This window comes from Streptomyces albipurpureus (assembly GCF_023701525.1).
In the GTDB taxonomy this organism is placed as follows: domain Bacteria; phylum Actinomycetota; class Actinomycetes; order Streptomycetales; family Streptomycetaceae; genus Streptomyces; species Streptomyces albipurpureus.
In genome coordinates, this window is the sequence record NZ_JAMQAW010000006.1 from 245,350 (window position 1) to 268,445 (window position 23,096).

The window sequence follows — 23,096 nt, forward strand, 5'->3', positions numbered from 1 at the left end:
CGGAGACATACGCGATCCCCAGGCCGCCGCCCAGGTCGATCTCGGGCAGTTCGACGCCGTGCTCATCACGGATCTCGCGCAGCAGCCCGACGACGCGGTGCGCCGCGACCTCGAAGCCGGAGGTGTCGAAGATCTGGGAACCGATGTGGGAGTGGATGCCGATCAGTTCCAGACCGTCGAGCTTCAGCACCCGCCGCACCGCTTCGGCGGCCTGTCCCCCGGCGAGCGGAATGCCGAACTTCTGGTCCTCGTGCGCGGTGGCGATGAACTCGTGGGTATGGGCCTCCACACCGACGGTGACCCTGATCTGGACCCGTTGGCGCACACCGAGACCGGTGGCGATGTGGGCGACGCGCACGATCTCCTGGAACGAGTCGAGGACGATCCGCCCCACTCCCGCGCGAATGGCGCGCTCGATCTCCTCGGGCGACTTGTTGTTCCCGTGGAAGGCGATGCGGTCGGCGGGCATTCCGGCGTCGAGTGCGGTGATCAGCTCGCCACCGGAGCAGACATCGAGGTTGAGCCCCTCCTCATGGAGCCAGCGCACAATGGCCCGGCTGAGGAACGCCTTGCCGGCGTAGAACACATCGGCGTCCTTGCCGAACGCCTCGGCCCACGCACGGCAACGGGCGCGGAAGTCGGCTTCGTCGAGGATGTAGGCGGGGGTGCCGAACTCCTCGGCCAGCCGGGTGACTTCCATGCCGCCGACGGTGACAACGCCGTCGCTTCCGCGGCTGACCGTACGGGCCCACACCTTCTCGTCGAGGGCGTTCAGGTCGGCGGGCGGCGCGGAGTAGTGCCCCTCGGGGTACACATCGGCGTGACGGGGCCCAGCGGGGTGTGCGGAACGGCTCATGGTGTCTCTCTCACAGATGTACGGGTGCGCTGATACCGAGCAGGGACAGGCCACCGGCGAGCACCGTCCCGGCGGCCTCGGCGAGCGCGAGCCGGGAGCGGTGGGCGGCCGTGGGTTTCTCGTCACCGACGGGCAGAACGCCGTGCTGGAAGTCCAGCAGCGCTTCGGCGGTGGCCTCCAGATGCCGGGCGAGCCGATCGGGCGCACGGAGCCGTGCGGCGGAGACAAGGACGCTGGGATAGTCCTCGATGAGCTGTACGAGAGCGGTCTCGACCGGCTCCTGGGCATCGCTGGTGAAGCCGAGCTCGGCGGCGCCACGGGTGAGGGCGCGGGCGCGGGAGTGCGCGTACCGGACCTGGAAGAGGGGGTTGCCCTCGCGCTGACGGAGGAACTGCTCAGAACGCCGGGGCCGATCATGGGCGGCGGCGGAGAGCATCGCCCAGCGGCTGGCATCCCCTCGCGGCACCGCTCCCGCGGATTCCTCCGCTACGGGAACGACGGCGAGCGGGATGTGATCGGGGAGCAGCCCCTGAGAACGACGGAGCCGCTGCACGGCCCGTTCCCAGAGCAGGGCACGGGGCTCCGTCGACCGCGGCGCCGCGGCCCCGGACGCCGCGCCCGCCCCACCGGGTGTGCCGGTAGGAGGCACTCCACCCTCACCGCCCCCGAGCCGACCGGGGGCCTTCGCGCCTAGATGCCCGTACCGCACTCCCTGCGCCAGCACCCGCCGCACCAGGTCCTGCTGCGCCCCCTGCTGGAGGGTGATGTTGAGGAACCCGGGCCCGGTGATCTCGATGGCGGCGATCCGGGGATCGTCCTCGATCCGAACCCGCAGGGTCTCGGCGACGGCACTCGGTGTCTGCCCGGCGGGCCCGGCGAGCCGTAGGGCGACATTGGTGGCGTAGTCACCGCACCCCCCGGGCCGGGGCCGCTCCACACTGACCCGCTCGGGGACGGGCGCGTTCAGCGCACCGTCCCGCACCGCGCGGCGCACAGCGTGCAGCACGGTTCGCGAGAGCTCAGCGGGGGTCACGGGACAAGCGTAGGGGAGGGAGGGGGGCGCTTAGCGAACGTGTTTCGCCATGCGGTCAGCCACGGGCACTACCTGCGCGCCCGGCACCATGCCTGTCCTCCACGGCCGGCGGGCCCTCCCGACGCATCAACCGCCCCACCAGACGGATCAGCTCGGTGGGCTCGAAGGGCTTGGCGAGGAACGCGTCGACACCGGCGGCGATGCCGCTCTCCACCTCGTACTGCGTACAGGCACTGATGATCGCGACAGGCAGATGACTGGTCGCGGGATCGGCACGCAACCGAGCGGCGGTACGGAGCCCATCGAGCCTCGGCATCACGACATCGAGCGTGACAACATCGGGCCGAACGTGCTGGACGACCTCCAGACACTCGGCACCATCAGCCGCGGTCACGACCTCGAAGCCCTCCAGCTCAAGGTTGACCCTGATCAACTGCCGGATCACCCGATTGTCATCGACAACGAGCACACGGCCGGACGCGCCTGACACAACTCGAGAGTAGGTCGACTACCAGGGCCGCGTCCGGGTTTTCCCCACTTCCACCCCGCGCGGGCGACGCGACGGCGCACCGGAACTGCCGCTGCCAAGCCGGTTCGTACGAGGTGGACGGGGGTGCGGGGGTGGCTGTGAGGGGTGCGAGGGACAGCAGAAATACCTGTTCATGGGGACCCGGTGAGAGCTGGTAGTGTTCTACCCGTCACCGCCGAACGGCACAGCCGGGCGGGGTAGTAAGCCCCCGTAGCTCAGGGGATAGAGCAACGGCCTCCGGAGCCGTGTGCGCAGGTTCGAATCCTGCCGGGGGCACTCCAGCCGGGACCACGCGATCAAAACGCTGACCGGCTGAAGTGCCAAGCATGAAGGCCCGGACCCAGTCCCACTGAGTCCGGGCCTTTGTCGTTGTCATGCGCGGATCCCGCGTGAGGGGTGTGTGGGCCACACGCCAGTCGGACGTATCCGCGATCACCCATCGCGCCCACTCGTAGTAGATGGCGAGAACGCGGTGATCGGGATTCTGACCTCGACCGACCTTGCGGGACAACTGAAGCAGCGCATCGAGCCGTTCATCCTCCTGGAGGAGCTGGAACGGCGGCTATGCCGACTGACCAGGCGCTTCTCCCCCGACGAGGTACCGAAGGAGATCCCGCAGGACGATGGCGCGCGGTCAGCATCTCAGCCTCGGCCAGTACGTCTTCCTGGTGGAGGACGCCCACTGCTGGGACAAGCTGCGGTGGCCCTTCGAGCAACAGGACATCAGCCGGCGGCTGGCCATCGTGCGGGACTACCGCAATGACCTTGCCCACTGGGCGGTGGACGCGCCTGCCGAGGATGCCGCGGCTCTGGCCGCTACCGGCGGGTTGCTCAAACTCCTCAAGCTCGTGGATCACGACCCGGCCGTCTGACGCCTTTCCCGGCATGCTCGGGCGGCCCCACGGGGAACGCGTGGGGCCGCCAGTCCGCTCCTCGTCAGGCGGGTGGCGGGGCACTTCCCGGAAACCGCGTCGTGGCCCGCACCAAGGTCATCTCCTACCCGGGGGTCACGGCCGGCGCCACATCGTGGGGACCGGTGGCCGCCCGTCGGGGGCCCCTCTTCGACGCGGTAGCGAGCTCGCGCAGCGCATCGAGCGAGTACGCCAGCACGACGACCGGTGATGGTGGAAGAGGGCCTCTTCTCACTTCGGTGGGAGGAGAGGTACCAGGAAGCGGCTCGGCTCGCCGTGCCAGGTGATGGCGAGCGCGTCACGGGCACGGGTCGCCGCGACGAAGAGCAGCGACCGTGCGCGATGCAGTTCTCGCCGGTGGCGGCTCGGATCCGTGTGTTCCCAGTCATCCACGGAGGCCCGCGGAACGAGCCCCTCAGCCGCTCCGGCGATGATCAGGCAGCGGTACTCCAGCCCTTTGAAGCGGTACATGGTGCCGATGTGGACGCCCTGGTCGCCGCGCGGTCCGTCCTGAGTGATCTCCGACGGGGTGATGCCGCTTCGGGCGAGACGGTAGGCGAGCTGGGTGACCATGTCGTTGGTCGGGACGCAGATCGCCATGGCTTCCCGGGGCACGTCGTGCCAGGCCCGCAGCTGCTCCACGACGAGGTCCATCTCCTCGTCCCAGCTCCGTGCGCCGCGGAACGACGGTTTGGTGCCGTGGAGGACCGAGCGGTAGCCGGCGAGCGTGTCGGTGTCGCCGTCGAGGTCGTCGTAGTCGGCCCCGCCCAGGACCCGGATGGCGTCGCGGAGGATCTCCCGGGTCGTGCGGTAGCTGAGGGTCAGCCGGGAGGACCTGCCGCGGATGTGGACGCCGAGGCTGCCGAGCGTGACCTGGTTGTCGTAGATCCGTTGATGGGTGTCACCGACGAGGAAGATGTCGTCGGGCTCGGACGGCACCATGGCCCGCAGCATCTTCCAGTGGGCGGCGCTGAGGTCCTGCGCCTCGTCGACCACGATGTGCCGGTACCGGTAGCGCAGCCAGGCGCCGGAGCCGGCCTCGACGTGGAGGTTGTACAGGCCGCCACGCTCCTCGCGTTCCTCCGCGCGCCGGTCGATCCGGGCCTTGCGGGACGTCTCCAGCCGTGCGGCCCGCTCCGCGATCTGACGGTGGGTCTCCAAGCCCTTGGTCTCCAGGCGTTGGGCGAAGCGTTCGGCCAGCTGCCAGATGCCAGCGCGTTCGGAGCGGGTGACGCTGCGGCCCCGACCCGCACGACGCGCCGTGAAGTAGTCGCTCCGGGTGGACACGGCTTGGCCGAGGATGACCTGGTTCCACTCGTCGCTGAGGAACTCGGCGTTCCAGCGGTTCTCCCCCGTCTCCACGAGTAGTTCCCGCCATTCGCGGAGTGCCGCCGCGTCATCGATCCGCCGCTTCGCGTTGCCCGGGTCGGCCTCGCTGACGATGCGGGTGGCAAGTTGGTCGACATGGGTGATGTCGACCCGGGCCAGGGCATCGGGGCCCCCGAGGGAGAGCAGCCTGGCCCTCAGGTCGGCGGCGAGGTTCCGGTTGAAGGTGGTGAACAGTACGGGCTTGGTGTGGCCTGGGGGGAGTTGCCGCACCAGATGGCGGACGCGGTGGAGCGCGACGATCGTCTTGCCCGTTCCCGGCCCGCCGCCGACCCGGGCGGGGCCGGAGTAGCGCCGGTGGACCAGCTTTTCCTGGGTGGGGTGGAGGAAGACCTTCCAGCGGCCGAAGTCGCCCTCCTCCAGGATGCTCTGCAGGGATTCGTCGTCGGTGATCACTACCGTCTGGGAGCGGTCGACGGCTGCCTGCCAGTCGTCGGAGTCGAGGTTCCGCTCCGGTTCGGCCACCGCGACGGGCGCGGTCACCTGTTCCATCACCTCGTCGTACGGAACGCCGTCGCGCAGCCGCAGGAGGACCTCCCCCGTGTGGCGGGGCGCGTACTCCGCCAGGCCGAGCAGTTCGTCGTCCGTGGTGAGTTTCCGGACGATCGGGATGAGGGGCTCGGTGACGCCGAGATCCGCGAGCTGCTGGTCGGTGTACGCGCCGAAGAGAGGCTGCTCTGTCGGCTGCGGCTCGACCGGTTCGCGGGGAGGAGCGGAGGGCGGCGCCGAAGCGGTTGCGGGAGCGGCGGACGGTGTGAGGCCGCGGCGCAGCAGGCTTTCCTCGACGACCTGGAGATCGACGTACTCGATGGCGCCGGTGATGTGGTTGATGCCGTAGTTGAACCGGTCCAGGTTCTGGTGGACATGGCCGCGGTGTTTGACCGAGACAAGCAGCCAGTCGTCACCGCCGAGGCGGATCATCAGGGCCCGCCACTCCCGGTTGACTCGCGCCGACCAGAGGCGGTGGTGGCCCTCCAACTGTTTGAGGTCGAACCCGCCGGCATCGGGGTTGCGGCGGAAGTCGTGCTGGAATTTGTAGAACGCCCCGAGGACCGCGCGATCCAGCTTGATGATCTCCTTGTCCGCCTTGTCGAGCAGGCGCAGGGTCACGCCCGTCCGCGGCGTGCTGGTGACCGTCATCGCTCGTTCTCCCCGTGGTCGTTCGTCGTTCCGTCCGCGTCGCCCCGCACCAGTGCGGCGAGTTCGTCGGCGTTCCATTCGGTCGCGGTACGGACCCGCCAGCCCGCGTCGCGGTAGGCCGCGTCCCGTTGTTCGGCATCGATGTCCCGGTTGCTCCCGGGGTCCGGACGGTGGGCGAGGACGACGCCCACGCGCAGTTCGGGCCAGGCGAGTTCGGCCGGCCAAGCGGCCGCTCCCAGCTCGTAGCCCGCCTCAGGAGCGGGAACGCCCAGGTCGGCGAGGGCGCGTACGAGCGCGTCCAGCCCTGGATCGTCAATGAGGAACTCGTTGACCTTGTCCCAGGCGGGATCGTGGACGGACGCGGCGGAAGCCGGCTCCCGCCGGACCGCCGACGGCTCGTGTCCTTCCGGTGCGGGCTCGTGCGCGCGCCGCTGGGAGGTGAGCCATCCGGCTCCGCCGGTGACCGCCAGCTCGGACGGGTCGAATCCGGGCAGCATGCCGGTCGTGAGCTGGACCCCGTCCCCCTCCCCCGCGTCGAGGAACTGGAGCAGGTTGCTCCAGTAGAGCCACGCCTGCCAGCGTCTGCGGTGGGCGGCCTCGTCCGCCGTGACCGCGTCGGGGCTGTCGTCGAGGATGGTCAGGGCCGTCCAGGCCGCTCCGCTCTGCCCCTTGCGCAGATCGAGCGCGATGGTGAGCGGGCATCCCGAGGTGTCCCGGGTCGCCATGACCTGGACGGCGCCCTGCCCTGCCGCCAGCCGTCGCCCATGCAGCGCTTCGTGGATTCTGCGTCCGGTCTCCGCGCCGTCGGCCAGCGCCCTGCTGGTCGAGGACACGGCCGCGAAGCCCGCGAGGGCGCTCTGGACGCGGCGCCGCCAGGCGTCCGGGTCCGGGTCGGTGAGGTATCCGATCAGCGTCTCGACGGGATTGGCCCACACCAGGCGCGTCAGGTCACGGGTGTCTCCCGCGTGCATGCGCCGGTGGACGTCCATGGCGGTCTTCTGCGCGGTGTTCGGGTAGGGCTTCCACACGGGGTCGGTCCCCGGCCCGGAACGCCCCGTCCACACCTGTACGTCGTCCCAGGTGAGCTGGAAGACCTGCCAGCCCTCGGTTCGCAGCCGGGTGCGCTTGACCGCGTCGGACTCGGCGGTGAGGTGCCCGGGGCCCGCGTGGTAGCGGTAGCCGTCGAGGTAGACGGCCACCCTGCGGTCGTCGTCGGTGCTGCGGAAGACCACGTCGGGCCGGGTGAAGCCGAGTGGGGTCTGGGTCTCCATCTGCCAGCCACGGACGGTTCCGTCGGGTGCGGTGAAGCGCAGAGTGGTGTCCCTGCTGCCGTCGGCGGTGAGCGCACTGCGGACGCTGACGTCGTCCACGCGGTCGGCCCATTCCAGCAGTCCGCGCCGGAAGAGGGCCTCCAGTTCGCTCTCCACCTGGTGCACGAGGGTGATGTCGCGGGTGGTGGCCACCGGCCCGATGCTCCAGCGGTCCGTGGTGCGGCCGAACAGTTCGCCGAGCATGTCGAGGGCGTGCTCGCGGCTCACGAGCTCGTACTCGGCGTTGGTGACGTGCCGGAGCAGGCAGCGGTGGCAGGCGGGCCGTCCCTCGCTCACGCACACGCAGTTCTCGATCACCTGCCGTGCTGCGTCAAGGACGCCCCGGAGGCCGTCACGGCCGGCCAGGCGGTGCAGGTACCCAGTGCCACCGGGCAGGGTGTCGTACAGGACGAGGAAGTGGCGGCGGAGCGGGCTCTCGCCGCCCTCCTCCGGCATGGAGTCGATGACGACGGCGAGGTGGTCGGGGTCGCCGCCGTAGCTGCGGGCGATTCCGGCCAGGAGCAGGGCTTTGAAGGACGCGAGCCGTTCCCGGGTGTACACGGTGACGGCGGGGATGAGGAGGCGCAGGGCGTCGGTGCGCAGTTCGTGGGCGAGCAGCAGCCGTTCTCCGCGCCTTGCGGCGTCGGCCGCCGCTCGCCGCCGGGGGCACCAGGGCCGGTGGTACTTGGCGTGGGCCGAGGCGTCGCCGGAGTCATGGCCGGCGGGGCCGCCGTCCGGGTCGGCGAAGCCGCACGCGTCGCAGACCCAGAACGGGTTGAGGCGGACTTCCTGTCCCGCGAAGTTCGAGTCGGTGCCGCCGTCCACCCGGGTGGCTCCGACGTTGATGTGGCGGATGTGCGCCTGGCGGGTGAACTCCCATCCGAAGGTGGCGTGTTCGTGCTTCCAGGCCTCTTCGATGTCGTGTGCGTCGATGTCCACGGCGGGGACGACGGTGTAGTGCCGCCTCTCCCGCTCGTCGCTGTCGTCGCGTACCCGGACATCGTCGCGTTCGTCGCGGGAGGTCACGCGGCGCGGTACGAGGACCTTGTGCAGGCAGCCGATGTCTCCGATGGCGGCTGATCGGCAGCGGGGGCAGGGGGAGGGGTCTTGTTCGGCACGATGGGTGCGGACGTGGCCGCAGTCCGGGCAGACGCGCCACCAGAGCCAGGCCGGACGCCCGGGGCTGCCGATGTCCAGTCCGGTGACGCGGTGCTTGTAGCCCTGGACGTAGTAGTGGTTGCCGGGGGCGAACTCGGAGAGCGCGAGGCGGGCAGGACGGCTGTGCCGCAGGGTCTTGCTGTGGTTCGTACGGGCGTCGCCGGTGGCCTTCTCCGTCCAGGTGAGGGTCGCCTCCAGTTCGGTGGTCGAGTCGATCAGGCTGTAGTTCGGCAGCAGGCCGAGGTCGACCAGGGCTCCGTGGGCGGTGGTGCGGCTGATCTCGCGGGAGACGCGTGCCACGTCCCGGCGTTCGGCTCGCAGTTCGCGTCCCTGCCGCTGGTGGTCGGGGTCGCCGGCGACGAGCAGTCCGTGGGCGCGGTCGATGGCCTCGGTGCGGCGCTGGAGTTCGGCCCGGCGGTCCTCCCAGCGTCTGCGCGCGGTGTCGAGGGCGCCGCCCAGACCGTCCTCGCCGAGGTCGGTCGCGTAGGTGATGAGGGCGGCACGGGCCGGTGGGCTGACTCCGGTGCCACGGCTCGCGTCGTAGGGGGGGAACAGGTCCAGGAAGCCCCGCACCAGCTGGGGGCCCGCGGCGAGCGCGGCTTCGGCGAACTCGGCCTGCCAGGCGGAGGTCCCGAAGAGATCGGTGGCGCGTCCCGGCAGTGGCCGCAGGGTCGTCCCGTGCGGCGCGGTCAGCCGTCCGGCGCCCGCGAGGTCGAGGAGGTGGGCCAGGTACTGGCGGCGCAGGATCTCGACGGCGGACAGGTAGCAGCCGGGCGGCAGGACCTCTCCGGCGATCATGAGCCGGGGTTCTTCGAGGTAGTAGCGGTCGCGGGGGCCGCGGTCGACCATGGTGAGCAGGTAGGCGTTGCCGGTGGAGCGCCCGGCGCGGCCCACGCGCTGGATGTAGTTGGCCGGTCCCTTCGGCAGCGAGGCGAGGACGACGGCCGACAGGTCGCCGATGTCGATGCCGAGTTCGAGGGTGGGGGTGCAGGACAGTACCTGCGGGTTGGCGTAGTGGACGCGGGTGCCGTCGCGGAACGCCTTCTCCACCGCTTCCCTCTTGGCGCGGCTGAGGGTGCCGGTGTGTTCGGCGGTGTTGATGGTGAAGACGCCGGCCTCGCGGTACATGCGGCGGTAGAAGTCGTCCGTGAAGTCCCGTTGCCGCAGTCCGCTGTCCAGGTCTCGGCCGGTGCCGAGGGTGCCGCCGCACCGGTAGCGGGGACACGGCTGCCCGTGCCACTGGTCGGCGAGATCGGGGTGGATGGTCTGTTCCCAGAAGCACCGGGGGCAGTGCGCGGTGGCGTCGGGCAGCGTGTCGTCGGCGAGGGCACGGACCTGGATGTGGCCGGGCTGGAGTCCGTAGACACGGGTGGCGCCGTCGAGCGCTGTGCGTACGGAGAGCACGCCCGCGTCGACGAGCGCGGGCAGCAGTCGGGTCAGGAAGACACCGGCCGCCTCGGGGCGCAGACCGAGGGAGCGTACGGCCCAGTCCTGGTACCAGCCGAGCCGACCGGTGAGGACGTCGAAGTCCTCGCTCCCCTGTTTGGGGGTGCCGAGCAGGAAGGCGGGGGCGGAGACGCCTCGGGGGAAGGCGGGCATCCCGGGCTCGCGTCCGCCCCAGATCGCCCACCGGCGTACCCCGGCCTGGTCAAGCCAGGGGTCCAGCCAGGCGTGCCGGACGGCGCCCCGGATGCGCATCCGTTCCAGCAGGCCCCGGACGAAGCCGGTGTACCGGTCGGGTCCGGGCGTCGATCCGTCGGGCAGGGCGATCTCTCCCGGGGTGGTGAGGAGGACCTCCCGTACGAGGTCGGCCACGGCGTCGGGGTCCGTCAGGGGTACGTCGGCGGCGATGGTGCGGGTGAGTTCCAGGGTGCGGCCCTGCCGGGAGCGGAGGCCGAACTCCATGACGGTGGCGAACGACAGGCGCTGCGCGATCAGTTCCCAGGTGGGACGCGAGCCGCGGCTGCGCCCGGAGAGCAGCGTGTCCACTCCGCGGACCAGGTGCAGGTCCGGCGGGATGACGGCGGCCTGGACGGCCTTGCTGTCGACGACGTCCGCGATGAGGTCGGCGGCGAGGTCGTTCAGGGTGACCGGTTCGTCCTCGCGGATGCGGCTGGCGAGCAGGGCGCGCAGGGAGAACGTGTACGAGCGGCTGGCGACGTATCCGGCGCGGTGGGCGGCGTCTTGGACGGAGTCGTTGAAGAGGAGGGTTTTGTCCTCTCCCAGGTCCTTGTCCAGTTCGCCGCCGGTGAAGAGCTGGGTGACGGCCGCGGCGGCGAGTGCGGCGAGGCCGGTGCCGAGGTAGCGGATGGAGTTGAAGGTGCGGCAGGCCGGGCACTGGTCGCGTTCGGCCGCCCGGTCGCCGTCGAGGTCGGTGTGGACGAAGGCGGCGTTCTGCGGTGGCTTGGGACTGCTCGGTCCCTCGCCGTCCTGCCGGGCGGTGAAGTCGGTTTCGGGCGCCAGCGGCCGAAGCCGTCCACCCATGCCTTCCAGGACCATGACGGCGGGTCCGCCGCGCCTGCGGTCCGGGCCGGCGCCGAAGGCGGCCTCGTGCACCTCCCGCGGTGTCGCGGCGATCATGTTGCGCACCCGGCGCTTGTCGCGGCTGACGGAGGCGCGGCGGATCTTCGTGGCGTTCAGGTCGAGGTGGGCGGGGTCGACCTCCGGCGAGTAGGCGGCCCAGCCGGAGCGTCCGCATTCGCGGCAGAACACGGCGGGCAGGAAGACCTGGGCGGGTGGCGGTGCGCTGTCGTCGGCCGGGACGGCGTCCCGCTCGGCGGCGTCGCGCGGTACGGCGGGTTCCTCCCCGTCGTACGGTGACGGCCTGTCGCCGGGGGCCCGGCCCGCGCGGGCCAGCGCACCGCCCGAGGTGACCCGTTCGTCATCCCAGCGGAACTCGGCGCGTGCCGCGCTGATGCCGCGCAGCACCCGGGAGACCGAGCGCACCCAGTGGTGGATCTCGATGGACAGCAGGGGCCGTCCGGGGTGCTCCGGGTCTCGGGCGTACGACAGGAGGGCGAGGTAGCGGGCGAGGGCTCTGGCCGCGAGGCCGGGCCGCTGCTGCACGGCTACACCCCAGTGGTAGGCGTAGCGGGGGAGGACCTCGGTGATCTCGGCGAGGGTCCTGGGGGTGCCGTCGAGGATCTCCAGCACGGCGGAGGTGAGCCGGTGGCGGCGCAGGACGGCCCCGAGTTCCTCGGGGGTGGGTCCGGCCAGGCCGGTGAACGCGGCGACGAGGTCGCCCATGGCGCCCGGTTCGCGGGTGGGGTCGCCGAGGGCGTCGACCTCCTCGGGGGAGGGGAAGGGCAGGGTGAAGTCGCTCTCGCCGGTGAAGTCCTTCGCCGAGCGCCGGTCCTCGCCGACGACCGCGTCGGCCGGGAAGGGCACGCCGAAGACCTGTTCGGCGACTTCCAGCATGTCGGGCCGCCCGGCCTCGCCCCGCCCGGCGCCCGCTGAACGGCTTCCGCCGGGCTTGCTCTCACCGAGGGTGGCCGAGGTGGCGACAGGGCAGACGGGCCCCAGGGGCCGCCCGGGTTCGGCGAGCCGGGTGACCGAGCCGAGGCGGCGCAGCAGCATGGCGACGTCGGTGCCCTGCGCCCCGTCGTAGGTGTGGAACTCGTCGAGCACGATGTACGCGAGCGGGGAGTCCTGCCACAGCCGTTGGTCCTCGGGCCGCTGGAGGAGCAGGTCGAGCATCTTGTAGTTGGTGATCAGGATGTCGGGCCGGGTGCGGCGGATCTCGTCCCGGTCGACGGCGATCGCGGGGTTGGCCTGCTTGAACTCCTGGGACGGCTTGTCGCCGATGTAGAGCCCGGCCCGCACGCCCGCCTCGCGCAGTCGGGTGTCCGACGGATCGCCGAGCCGCTCGCCGATCCGGTGGGCCTGGTCGGTGGCGAGGGCGTTCATGGGGTAGAGCAGGATCGCTTTGACGCCCTCCCGGCCGGCTTCGCGCTCGCGGCGGCAGTGGTCGAGGATCGGGATGAGGAACGACTCGGTCTTGCCCGATCCGGTGCCGGTGGTGACGAGGGTGGGCCGCGCCGGGCCGTGGAGGGTGGACAGCCGCTCCCAGGCGCGCTCCTGGTGCCGGTGCGGGGTGAAGTCGCGGGGCCACCAGCCGAGGTGCCGCTGCCAGGCGTCGCCATCGGCGCTCCGGAAGGGGGTGCGGACGCGGAGGTAGGGGCCGCGGAAGATGCCGTCATCGGCGTCGCCGAGGAAGCCCTCCAGGGCGCGGCGGGTCGACTCGTCAGCCAGCGCGTACGTCGTCGCGAGGTACTGGCTCAGGCTGGCCCGTACCTGGTCGGCGGCGAGGGTGGGACGCACGCGCGGTTCCTCCTTGGTGCTGGTGGGCCGGTGAGCGGCCGGTCACTGGGCTACGTTAGCCGGGGCGGCCGTGCGGGGCTCCGGGCACCTCAGCTGCCGAGCTTGCGTCCGATGTGGGCGATGTGGACCCTGCGGGTGCCCTTCAGGAACCGGAAGTGCAGCCGTCCCGCGCCGGGCGTGAAGCGCAGGTGGGTGTCGAAGTACTGCTCCGTGCCGTCGAGGTCGGTGAACTTGCAGAGGTCACGCTTGCGGACCGAGTGTTCCGGTGTCACGGCGGAGGCCCACTGCGGCCCGTCGAGCTCGCTCACGGCGTCCCAGAGCAGGACCGCGCGGTCCATCTCCGCGAGCCGCTTGCGGACCGGGTGGACCCAGTACTGCTCCAGTTCGCGCATCTGCGCTTCGACGTGTGGCAGGAAGCGCAGGTGCGGGAAGAGGTCCGGGCACTCCTCCCACAGCTCGGCTCCGGTGCGGATGCCGCTCAGGTTGTCGCGCAGGGCGGCCTGCGCCTCCTCGCGGATCCAAGGCAGGTGCGTGTCGATGTGCTCGCGGGTGGCGGCGTGCGGGACCTCGACGTCGGTGAGCGCCGATCCGCCGTCCTCCTCGTCGAGCAGTTCCTCCCGTTGGAGAGTGATCCGGTCCGCGTTCCAACGGGGTTCCAGGCCCAGGGACACGCCGGCACCGCCCATCAGATGCGCGGCACCGAATCCGGTCACCGGTACGCCCTCGTGGCTGTAGGCGACGTCGGAGAAGGTCTCCCCGCCGGGGTACGCGTCCTCGTGCGGGTACTTGGTCTGCATGAGCAGCAGCCGCTGCCACAGCTCCTTGGCCCCGGGGCTTCCGACCCACTTGGCGATGGGATGGTCCTTCGCCAGCCGTAAGGCGTTCACGGGCTCCCGGGCGACCAGTACCGTGCCGGGCCGGTCCACCCTCGCGACCGCGACGATGGCCTTCACCAACTCCGTCATGGCGCGGTTGACCCGATCCGGGTCCGCCGTCGTCTCGCAGGACTTCTCATTCAGGAACAGCTGCGGCACGTCTCCCCCTCCGCGATGGTGTGCGCCTTGCCCCGCCTCCCCAGGCGGGCGTGTCAGCCGATGAGCTGGTCGAGCGTGTTCTCCAGTTCGTCGAAGAAGCCCGAGGGCCACTGGTCGAGCATGCCGTCCGCGTCGACCTGAGGACTGACGAAGTCCACGCTGGTGCCGTCGCCCCGGAAGTAGTGGAAGACCGCCTGACCGGGAGTGATCCGCCCTTGCTTGACGGCCAGTCGCACCCCGTTGATGACGTGGTCGCTGTGCGTCTCCATGATCACCTGAGTGCCCTGCGCGGCGGCCGAGGCGGCGAGCGTGGCCATCTGCGTCTGGCCCTGCGGGTGCAGGTGCGCCTCCGGGTTCTCCAGGAGGATCAGGGTGCCGGGGCGGGCACTCAGGCAGGCGACGACGATGGGCAGGACGTAGGTGAGGCCGAAGCCGACGTTGCCGGGGCGACGGCGTTTGGTGGGACCGAGCGTGCCAGGGAAGCCGTAGGAGAGGCTCACGGCGTCCGCGCCCTTGATGGCGTCGGCCTGGATGTCCACCCCGGGGCAGAGATCACCCATCCAGGCGGCGGTCTGGTCGATCAGGAGGTCGGAGGCTGCCTTCGGGTGGCGCAGCGGACCTGCGGGAACCGGGTCCTCGCGGTGGTGGCGCAGGAAGTTGACGGCGTGTTCGCCGCGCACGCCGAGAAAGCCCCGGCCGACGGCCGCCCGGTGGTCGCGCGGGTAGAACTCGGCGGGCGAGATGCGGTCGGCGTGCAGGTACTGGAAGGGACCGGTGAAGAACGCGGGGGTCACGGCCTCGGGCCCGGTCGGCCGCTCCCGTCCGCCCTCGGACGTGTCGGGAAGGTCGACGTCGAACAGCGGCAGGAGGTTCTGCTCGGGCTCGTAGTCGGCGGTCCACCCGTAGTGATAGGGCCCCTCGTCCACGGCGAGCGCGATCCGGGGCTCGTCCTCCGTGAAGTCCTCGTGCAGGACATCTTCTCCGGTGCCGAGGCCGACGAGTTCGCCGTTGAGCAGGAAGCCCTGGTTGACGACGCTCGTGCGCAGTCCGGCCCTCCGCGCTTCGGGCAGCATCGCGGAGACCGTCAGGTATCCGGACTCGTACGACTGGCGGAGCAGCGCGAGGGCCTGGAGGACACTGCTCTTGCCGGAGGAGTTGAGCCCGGTGAGGAGGGTCAGCGGCCCGAGCTGGAGCTCGGCGTGCTGGAACGCCTTGTAGTTGTGCAGAGTCAGACGGTCGATCACTGTTCGGCCACCCCTCGGAACAGTCGTGCCACTTCCTGGAATCGGGTGCGGATCTTCGCCGGGTCCCCGGTGGCCACGGAGATCGACCGGTCGAAGTCCCAGTCGTTCATGAGCTCGAAGAACCTGTCATGCACCTTCGCCCGCGACGCTACCAGCCGGTTCCGCTCGTGATCGTCGAGAAGCGCGAGATGGACGGAAATCGTCTCGAACAGGGCCTTGTTGATGGCGGGGGAACTGCGTTCCCCGCCGTGCCACTTGCGGAAGGCGTGCTCACCGAACAGCTCCAGCGCGCACCGCATGGCGACCCGGAACTCCCGTACCAGTTGCTCCCGCCGGTCCCCGGTGAGGGTGTTGAGCCGGTACATGGCGTCGATGAGGAACTTGTTGAAGTCCTTCTCGGAGTGCTCGGCCGGATTGGTCTCGCGGAAGGCGAGGAAGCGCAGCACCATCTCGCGGTCGGCCATCCGCGCGTTGGAGACGCTCCACCGGGTGGCCGCGCCGAACGACGGTTCCTCGGCCAGGTCGGCGAGGAACGTCCGGGCCGTCCCTCCCACCAGGGCGTGTCGGAGTTCCTGCGGGGTGAGCGGCATACCGCCGGTGTTGATCCGGGTGAAGACGTTGTACTTGACATTCTCCGGGGTGCCCTGCCGCATGATGTGGGCGGTCAGCTGGGTCTCACGCAGCCGGATCTTCAGACGGCCGGTGAGGTCCTCGTACGTCTTGCCGTCGAGCTGCCAGAGGTAGTCCATGCCCCGGAGGGCGAGCGGCCCTAGGCCGGTGAGCCCCGGCTCCATGAACCGGGCGATCGCGGTGAGCCGCTGGACACCGTCCACGACGGCCCACCTGTCCTCGTCGCCCTGCGCCATGTGGAAGTTGGAGATCGGGATGCGCAGCAGCAGCGACTCGATCAGACGGCTCTGCGCCCGCACGCTCCAGATGCCGGAGCGGCGCTGGAAGTCCGGCGCGAGGTCGATCATGCCCTCCCGCAGCCGCGACAGCAGCAGGTCCACGGTGGTGGTCTCGGTGTGAATCCTGATGCTCTCGGGACGGAACGGGGCGGAGATGCCGTCCGCGTCCCGGTATTCGCCGCTCCCCTCGTCCTCGTCGTCGTCGGAGGGGAGTTCCAGCTCGACACCGGTCGGTCGGCCGTCGGACCCGATTTCGAGCGGTGGTCCCAGCGGTAGGAGGAGCGAGTCCGGTTGGTCGATGTCCTCGGCCACGGCGTACCCCCGGCTCTCGGCCGGACGGCTCCCGCCGACGCCCCGGCCGCCTCCGTCGTCCTCGGCCTCCGCCATGCCGCCCGTCGCCCTCCGTCGCCCGGCCACCGTCCGATGCGGTGCCCGGCTCAGCCTATAGACGGCGCCGGGGCCTGTCAGCGACGTCCGGGACGGCGCGCCCGGACCGGGGGGCGGGGTCGGGCCGTCCACCAGTGGTGCCCCGCGTACGGGGTATTGGCGTACGCGCCTGTTCGATGGACTGTCCGCATCGCGCGGCATCACGATATCGCCACGTCAGAAGCAGTGCGGCAGGGCGGGTGTGTGCGGGAGGTGGCCTTCGGTGGCCTACGAGAACTCGGACGACGATGTCAGGGAGACGTGCGCGCGGGCAACGGGCGCGGAACCGGGGACGTCGGACAGTCTGCGCACCTTCGGCGCGGTCGTCCAGGCATTACGCGAGCACGCGGGCCTGACCCGGCAGGAGCTCGGCGCCCTCGTCGGCTACTCGAAACACACGGTCGCCTCGATCGAACAGGGCCGCCGGATGCCGGACCCCGACTTCGTGGAGGGAGCGGAGCTGCATCTCGGCAACACGGGCGCGCTGCGGGCGGCGGCACCGCACCTCTCCCGGCAGGCGGGGCTGGCGAGTTGGTTCCGGCAGTGGGCACGGCTTGAGGCGCAAGCGGTGACCTTGTGGACCTACGAGTGCCGAGTGATTCCCGGCTTGCTCCAGACCGAGCGGTACGCGCGAGCCGTGACCGAGAGCGTGCCGCCCGTGAAGGACGAGGAGCAGGTGGCCAAGCAGGTCACGGCTCGGCTGGAACGGCAGCAACTGTTCGAGCGCAAACCACCGATCACTTTCAGCTTCATCATCGAGCAGGCGCTTATCGAGCGCGGTACGGGAGGACCCGATGTGACTCGGGAGCTGCTCGACAGCCTCTTGGAGCGGTCTTCGCAGTTCAACGTCGAGTTGCAGATCATGCCGCGATACCAGCCGGATCACGCTGGGTTCGATGGGCCGTTGATGCTTCTGGAGTCTCGGGACAACAAGTGGTTCAGCTACGCGGAAGGCCAACGTGGCGGCATGCTGATCTCGGACCCGAAGGAGGTCAGCATCATGCTTCAGCGGTATGCGAGACTGCGCTCACAGGCTCTCAACTCCGAGGATTCCAGGAGCCTGCTGAAGCAACTGCGAGGAGCGCAATGAGCAGCATCGACGAACGGGCTTGGTTCAAGAGCAGCTACAGCGGTTCCGACGGTGACGCCTGCGTCGAGGTGGCGACGGACACGCAGGCGGTCCACGTCCGGGACTCCAAGGACCAGCGCAGCCCCGAACTCGCCCTCTCCCCCACCGCGTGGCACGACTTCATCACCTACGCGACCCAGGGCTGACCTCACGCAGTGCCCCGCACCGGAGCTTTCCGGCGCGGGGCACTGTCGTTCACGCTGTGGGAGGCGTCCACTTCCCCTGGTCGATGGCGTCCTGGAGACAGGCGGAGAAGTGCGCGTGCGCAGCGCGCATCTCCGCCTCACGGTCGGCCTTGTAGAAGGGAGCGGTGTAGCCCTCGGGAGGCTCGGGCCGCTCCTTCTGCTGGTAGGCGAGGAAGTGCTCGTAGTGTTCTTTGGTCTGGCCATGGCCATGGGCGTACGGGTCCCGAGCCAGACGGCGCCCATTGACGTCGAACCACATGTTTGACTCACGGTCCGCAAGGATCGCGTACCGCGCCTTGTGGATGGCGATGAGCTCGTCCGCACTCATCCCGAGCCACACCGCCACTAGGGCATCGATCTCCACGAGGGCGGCGCGACGCTCGTACTCGGTACGGAGCGGGGTGCCGTACTCCCAGGTCTTCTGGAGCCTGCCTGCGAGCGGTGCCAGGTCAGGCCAGGACACCACCCAATCCTCATAGGCCGGCCACGTCATGTCGTACAGCTCGGCCCAGAGCGGTGCGTACGCGTCTGTGAGGCAGTTGAGCCGGAGTGTCCGGAGGAGGAGAGGGCCGGACAGTGGATGGGTGGGGTCGGCGTAGGGCATCTTGTACGCCTCGGCTACTCGGAGATCCGCTCTTCCAGTGATGCGAAGCAGATAGTCGATCGGAAGCGATGCCCAGAACCCAGCATTCAGTGACGTGGCTCTGTTGTTCGCCAAAGCCACGGAATGGACGGCATCCACATGCGCTGGACCAGGCGGTACGACACACGCGAAGAGGCTCCGCTCGGTGTTGAACGGGATCATTCGGCGCCACGCCAGCCGATAGAACCGGGTGTAGGGCTGGAAGAACCACAACCTCAGTCGCAGCAGTTCCCGCTGTTCGCCCTCATCCAACTTCAGCTCGTCTGCTGTCAGCACGTCGCCGCGAGTCGCCCACTCCTCGCCGCTCGGCTGCCAGTCGGTCTCCGAGCGCGATCGGTCCCGCCAGCGGTCCTGCTCCCGTTCGTATTCCTTAAGCGAGCATGTCTCAGGACGGATGTAGTTCGTCCGTGGTACGGCATCCGCCGGAAGAGCTGTCAGGTCGAAGCTGGTCCAGTCATGATTACCCCGGCACGGCAACTTGGGCTGTTTGCTGATCGGCGTAGCAATGCCGAAATGTGGCCCTTGGAGAACCAGATCAGCCAGCGAGGCTGGCTGAGACGTGGACCAAGCGATGAACCCATCCTTTTTGCCGTTCGTTTCGTTGTAGCCAGGACTTACAGACGGCTTCTGCTGCCCAAGGCGCGCGCCAACAGCTGAAAGAGCCTCAATCGCTCCCTGTTCCTGCGTGGTGGTCGGCTGGAGCAGAGCAGCCTGAGACTCAGGAACATCCATGTCTCCTGTCAGCCGTCGCCATTCCGCCAAAATGGAGTCGTTGATCTCAATCACTCGTGCCCGATGCGGACGCAGGTCCCAGGTACCGGCGTGCCTCATACCGGGTACCTCACCCTCGCCATCGTGGAGCAGCGACGCCACCAGCGGTTCAACACCATACAAGCGGCTTAGGTTGTCGAAACGGATCGCTTCTTGACGGGTGCCGTAGATATGCACACCAAATTCGGTGTTTCTACTTGCTTCAAAGGCCCAGTTTCCGACGTTGATGAATCCTGCGTGTAGCCGCAAGTGTCGATAGGCCGCGCCGCGAAGCCGCCCATCTTTCACCCCTCCGAAGTGAGTGTCCGGATGGATCAGGCCCGCCATGCCGTCCTGACCAAGATTGCTCCAGACCCGGCTCATGAAGGCTCGATACAGGTCTGGGCGAGTCCCGGCGAGCACCGAGTATGCGGCGGGTGACCCCAGCATCCCCGATACCCCGCTGATCGCCGCGAGCTCACGCAGGTAGTACCGGCGTGCCCCCTCGTCTCCCAGCAACGACTCCTTCTTTTCCCGCCGCTCCGCTGCCGAAGGCTGTTCGACGAGCATGAACCACGGGTCAAGCTCCGCCAGCACCTGGCTTTCTAGCCACTCTGGCCGCACCCACGGCGGGTTCCCCACCTGGAGGTCGAACCCGCCCCCCGGTCCCCGGAACACATGCGCGAAGTGCAGTTCCCAGTGGAAGAAGCCGTGGCCGTCCTCCGCCTTTATGTCCTTCTCCGTCGTGCCCGCGATGTCCTCGACAGTGCTCAGCCACGGGTAGCGGAAAGGAAGCAGCGCGGCGGGCCACGTGCCGAGGAAGCCCTCCAGGCGGTCCTCCACGCCGGCCAGCAGCTCCAGCGCCTCATCGGGACCGAGCTCGTCGATGCCCGAGAGCAACGACTCCTCGGGCATGTCGGCCGTGCCGAGGACCTTCTCCAGGAAGTCCAGCCAGTCGCCGAAGTTCTGGAGTGGAATGGTCTTCCGCTCCTCATCCTTGATCTGGCTTCTACGCCCCGACGGGCCCCGCCTCGCGGCTGTCGCCAGGCCCGCGTCCGAGTCCGTTCCCCCGTCCAGTTCCGCCTGCTCCCCGTCCGGGTCAGGGAACAGTCCGCTCGCGCGCCACAACTGGTCCCCGGGCGCCGGCTCCACCGTCTCTCGCAGCAGCCCGGCCATCGACGACTCGTCGACGAGCGTGCCGCCCTTCGCGTAGTCCGGGTGCGTGCCGTCCAGCAGGTCGACCCGGTCCAGTGGCCAGAACCACAGCGCGCACCAGGCGTCCATGACGGTCTTCAGCCGCCAGTACGGGGTGCCGTGGCGGGTCAGGTCGTCGAGGACCTTCTGCTTGTCCTCCGCCTCCGACGATTGCTCCAGCCAGTCCGCGCCCCAGACGTCGATGCGGCGGGCCACCGCCCGCTCGGAGAGTTCGAGGCGGGTCGCGACCAGCGACCAGAGGAACTCGGTACGCCGGGCCACACCCTGGAGGCGGACCAGTTCGGTCGTGTCCGCCGTCTTGCGCCAGCGGTCGTAGCGCTTGCGCCGGGCCTCGTCGGTCTCATCTCCGCGCTCCTGGAACGGCTTCGGCCCCTTCGGGGCCTTCTGGACGCCCCTGCGCCACTGCCCCAGCGTCTTCGCCTCGTCCTCGGCGAGCTTCTTGGCCTCCGGCTCGCCGGCGACCGCGCCCCAGCCGATCGCGGGCAGCAGGAACTGGTGCACCGCGCCCTCGGGCAGCTCACCGTCACGGAACGGCAGGTCCGTCGGCGGGAGGGTGCCCTTCTTGGCCAGCCAGCCGCCTCCGGCCAGGTCGTCGGCCCCGTACACCTTGCGGCTCGCGCCGATGAGCGAGTTGCCGCGCCGCAGGTGGAGGCCGAACCAGGGGGCCCGCATGCCGGGGTGCATGGAGTTGAGCCAGAGGGAGACCTCGGCCAGCTCCACCGCTGTGGCGTTGAGGTCCACACCGTAGGCGTTGTGCAGGGCGATGTACGCCTTGGCCTTCTGGAGTTCGATCTGCCGCAGTTCGGGGTCCACCCGGCGGCCCAGCTCGCGTTCGCGGCGGCGCAGGTACTCGGCGGCCACCTGGTCGATGGCCTCGTTGAGGAACGCGCCCGAGCCGAGGGCCGGTTCGCAGATCTTCCACCCCAGCAGTTCCCTGGCCGGGGTGGTCGCGCCGTCCTGGTCGAGCCGGTACTTGAGGGCCAGCTCGACGGTGACCTCGGTGAGGGACTTCGGGGTGTAGTAGGAGGCGGAGGTCTGACGGTCGCGGCCTGCCAGCCGGTAGACGAAGGAATCCTTGGGGTGGGGCACCCGCTCCGGGCGGCCGGTCTCCTCGTTGGTCCGCTTGACGAAGACGGAATCGTCGTAGTCCTGGGCGCGGGAGGCGGGGACCATCCAGCTGCCGCCCGCCGGGTCGCCGCCCTTGGCGACCTCGTACAGCTCCTCCTCGGCGATGAACCCGGTGTAGGACATCAGGCCCTCGTACACCGCGCCGAGCTGGTTGATGCCGAGCTGGGCGTAGGAGATGAAGCCGCCGCGCTCCCGCCCCCTGCCCTTGGTGAGCATCAGGCGGCGCAGCACCTTGTGCAGGGTCTCGTTGCGCAGCCGGGTGTCCAGGAAGGGGCGGCGCTTCTCCCCCTCCCCGCCCTGGTAGGCCGGGTTCTCGATCTGGTCGTCCGAGATGAGCCGGACGGCCCCCTTGGTGAACAGCTCGGAGTGCAGGGCCTCGAAGCGCAGGCCCGCGCTGGTGCTGCGGGCGGCTGCGCGGCGGGCGCGGTCGGCCTCGCGGACGCGTTCGGTGTACTCGGCCTGGGTGATCGTGCCGGCGGCGAGCAGCCCCGCCGCCTCGTTCTCGGCCTCCGTCGCCTCGCGGGACGCCGCCTCCGCCGCGAGGTCCTCGGGCTCGGTGCCGTAGCGGCGGTGGCCCTTCTCGACCTTCTCGAAGAGCAGGTCGAGCGACTCGTACAGGTGGAAGCCGCGCCGGGAGCGCTCGCCGACGAGGTCGCGCAGGACGAGGTCGCCGAGGCGCTGGAGTCCGTAGCCCTGCTCGTACTCGGGGTAGTCGGAGGGCAGGATGCCGAGGGCCGGGCTGGCTTCGGCGTAGAGGAGGAACAGGATGCGGTACAGGTAGCGCAGCGACTCGCGGCTGAGTTCCTTGGCGAGGCGGGCCGGGTCGTCCAGTGCGGCGGGGGCGACGCCGTTCTCCGGTTGACGCAGGCGGTCCAGGACCTCGTTGGCGATCCACTCGACGCTCAGGCGCAGGCCTTCGCGGAGTTCGGTGGAGACGCCGACGGCGTGCTTGCCCGAGCGGTCGAGGAAGGCGGCGAGCGGTGCGGTGCCGCCCTCGGTGGGGACGCGGAGCGAGTCCGAACCGAAGAGGGCCGCCAGGGTGTCGAGTTCGCCGCCGTGGCGGTCGTCGCGGCGGTGCAGGGCAGCGTCGAGGTCGGCGGCGAGATAGCGGCCCTCGGGCCAGGCGAGGCGGTCGGCGAGGACGACGACACCGCCGACGAGCAGGAGGACGTGGCGCGGGGGCGCGTCGCAGCTGAAGAGGAAGTCGGTGAGGGCCTTGGCGTCTTCGAGATCTGGCGCGGAGCTCTCCATCTCCACCGGGTGGAGCAGCCGGCCGGCGCCGTCCGGGTCGAGAGCGGCGTCGGATTCGGTGGTCCAGCCGCAAGCGACCGCGTACAGGCCGGGTTCGGCGTGGACGACCTGGACGTCGTACGCGCGGTCGGCGCGGTGGACTGTCGCGGTCTGCTCGTGGGCGTCGGCGTAGCCGAGGGCGCGCAGGGTGTCCAGGTGGCTCTCGGTGTACCGCTTGCGCCAGCCCTCGGGTTCGGGCGCGTCGGGTTCGGAGAGCGCGGCGGCGTCCTGGGCGAGTACGGCGCGGCCGGCGAAGTAGGGGCCGTGCAGGGCGCGCAGGCCCTCGCGGGGGGTGCGGACGCGCGGTGGTACGGAGTCGGGGTCGAGGCCCTGGCGGGCGGCTTCGGCGACGGCGTCGGCGTGGCGGCGGCGTTCGGTCTCCTCGAAGGCCGCCCAGCGGGTGAGGAGACCGTCTTTCGCCTTGAGGTCCTTGGGGAGGACCTCGGCGAGGTAGTGCGGCGAAAGGTAGTCGCCGTGGTTGACCAGCGAGTCGTACGTCAC

At 70.0% G+C, this 23,096-nt stretch carries 12 protein-coding genes and 1 tRNA gene; 4 read left to right on the plus strand and 9 right to left on the minus strand.

Features of this window, described 5'->3' with window-relative positions; all coding sequences use genetic code 11:
• From NBG84_RS06175 to NBG84_RS06185, 3 genes are all read right to left on the minus strand, one after another.
• A partial coding sequence (locus NBG84_RS06175) for a diaminopimelate decarboxylase family protein (protein ID WP_425608579.1) occupies positions 1-856 on the minus strand: 856 nt, incomplete at its 3' end.
• 10 nt (positions 857-866) lie between these two features.
• Entirely contained in the window at positions 867-1,889 is a 1,023-nt protein-coding gene (nrtL, locus tag NBG84_RS06180; RefSeq protein ID WP_250918251.1) for an ArgS-related anticodon-binding protein NrtL, read from the minus strand.
• A 55-nt stretch (positions 1,890-1,944) separates the two neighbouring features.
• Complete coding sequence (locus tag NBG84_RS06185; protein ID WP_250918252.1) at positions 1,945-2,379, minus strand: response regulator; 435 nt, start codon at positions 2,377-2,379, stop codon at positions 1,945-1,947.
• A gap of 243 nt (positions 2,380-2,622) precedes the next feature.
• Here NBG84_RS06185 and NBG84_RS06190 point away from each other — a divergent pair.
• Together NBG84_RS06190 and NBG84_RS06195 are read left to right on the plus strand one after the other, a co-directional pair.
• Positions 2,623-2,694 (plus strand) — tRNA-Arg (locus NBG84_RS06190).
• A gap of 347 nt (positions 2,695-3,041) precedes the next feature.
• On the plus strand, positions 3,042-3,290 hold the full coding sequence (locus tag NBG84_RS06195) for a hypothetical protein (protein WP_250918253.1): 249 nt from the start codon (positions 3,042-3,044) through the stop codon (positions 3,288-3,290).
• A 270-nt stretch (positions 3,291-3,560) separates the two neighbouring features.
• On the opposite strand, the gene NBG84_RS06200 is transcribed toward NBG84_RS06195, so the two are convergent.
• The 5 genes from NBG84_RS06200 to NBG84_RS06220 all read right to left on the minus strand — a co-directional run bounded on the left by NBG84_RS06200 (position 3,561) and on the right by NBG84_RS06220 (position 16,216).
• Positions 3,561-5,855, minus strand: a complete 2,295-nt coding sequence (locus NBG84_RS06200) for a UvrD-helicase domain-containing protein (protein ID WP_250918254.1) — start codon at positions 5,853-5,855, stop codon at positions 3,561-3,563.
• Positions 5,852-12,643: a DEAD/DEAH box helicase gene (locus tag NBG84_RS06205; RefSeq protein ID WP_250918255.1), complete on the minus strand. Its 6,792-nt coding sequence runs from the start codon at positions 12,641-12,643 to the stop codon at positions 5,852-5,854. The genes NBG84_RS06200 and NBG84_RS06205 overlap by 4 nt, the downstream gene beginning before the upstream one ends.
• Positions 12,644-12,732: 89 nt before the next feature.
• Positions 12,733-13,677 (minus strand): hypothetical protein, encoded by a 945-nt coding sequence (locus NBG84_RS06210; protein WP_250918256.1) that lies wholly within the window; start codon positions 13,675-13,677, stop codon positions 12,733-12,735.
• 53 nt (positions 13,678-13,730) lie between these two features.
• Positions 13,731-14,921 carry an AAA family ATPase gene (locus NBG84_RS06215; RefSeq protein ID WP_250918257.1) on the minus strand — a complete coding sequence of 397 codons (1,191 nt, stop codon included), beginning with the start codon at positions 14,919-14,921 and terminating at the stop codon, positions 13,731-13,733.
• On the minus strand, positions 14,918-16,216 hold the full coding sequence (locus NBG84_RS06220; protein WP_250918258.1) for a DUF262 domain-containing protein: 1,299 nt from the start codon (positions 16,214-16,216) through the stop codon (positions 14,918-14,920). The genes NBG84_RS06215 and NBG84_RS06220 overlap by 4 nt, the downstream gene beginning before the upstream one ends.
• A 262-nt stretch (positions 16,217-16,478) precedes the next feature.
• Between NBG84_RS06220 and NBG84_RS06225 the strand changes: the two genes are divergently transcribed.
• Together NBG84_RS06225 and NBG84_RS06230 are read left to right on the plus strand one after the other, a co-directional pair.
• Positions 16,479-17,345, plus strand: a complete 867-nt coding sequence (locus tag NBG84_RS06225) for a helix-turn-helix domain-containing protein (protein WP_250918259.1) — start codon at positions 16,479-16,481, stop codon at positions 17,343-17,345.
• Complete coding sequence (locus tag NBG84_RS06230) at positions 17,342-17,530, plus strand: DUF397 domain-containing protein (protein ID WP_250918260.1); 189 nt, start codon at positions 17,342-17,344, stop codon at positions 17,528-17,530. The genes NBG84_RS06225 and NBG84_RS06230 overlap by 4 nt, the downstream gene beginning before the upstream one ends.
• Before the next feature lie 49 nt (positions 17,531-17,579).
• Here NBG84_RS06230 and NBG84_RS06235 read toward each other — a convergent pair whose 3' ends face one another.
• Complete coding sequence (locus tag NBG84_RS06235; protein WP_250918261.1) at positions 17,580-23,096, minus strand: DNA methyltransferase family protein; 5,517 nt, start codon at positions 23,094-23,096, stop codon at positions 17,580-17,582.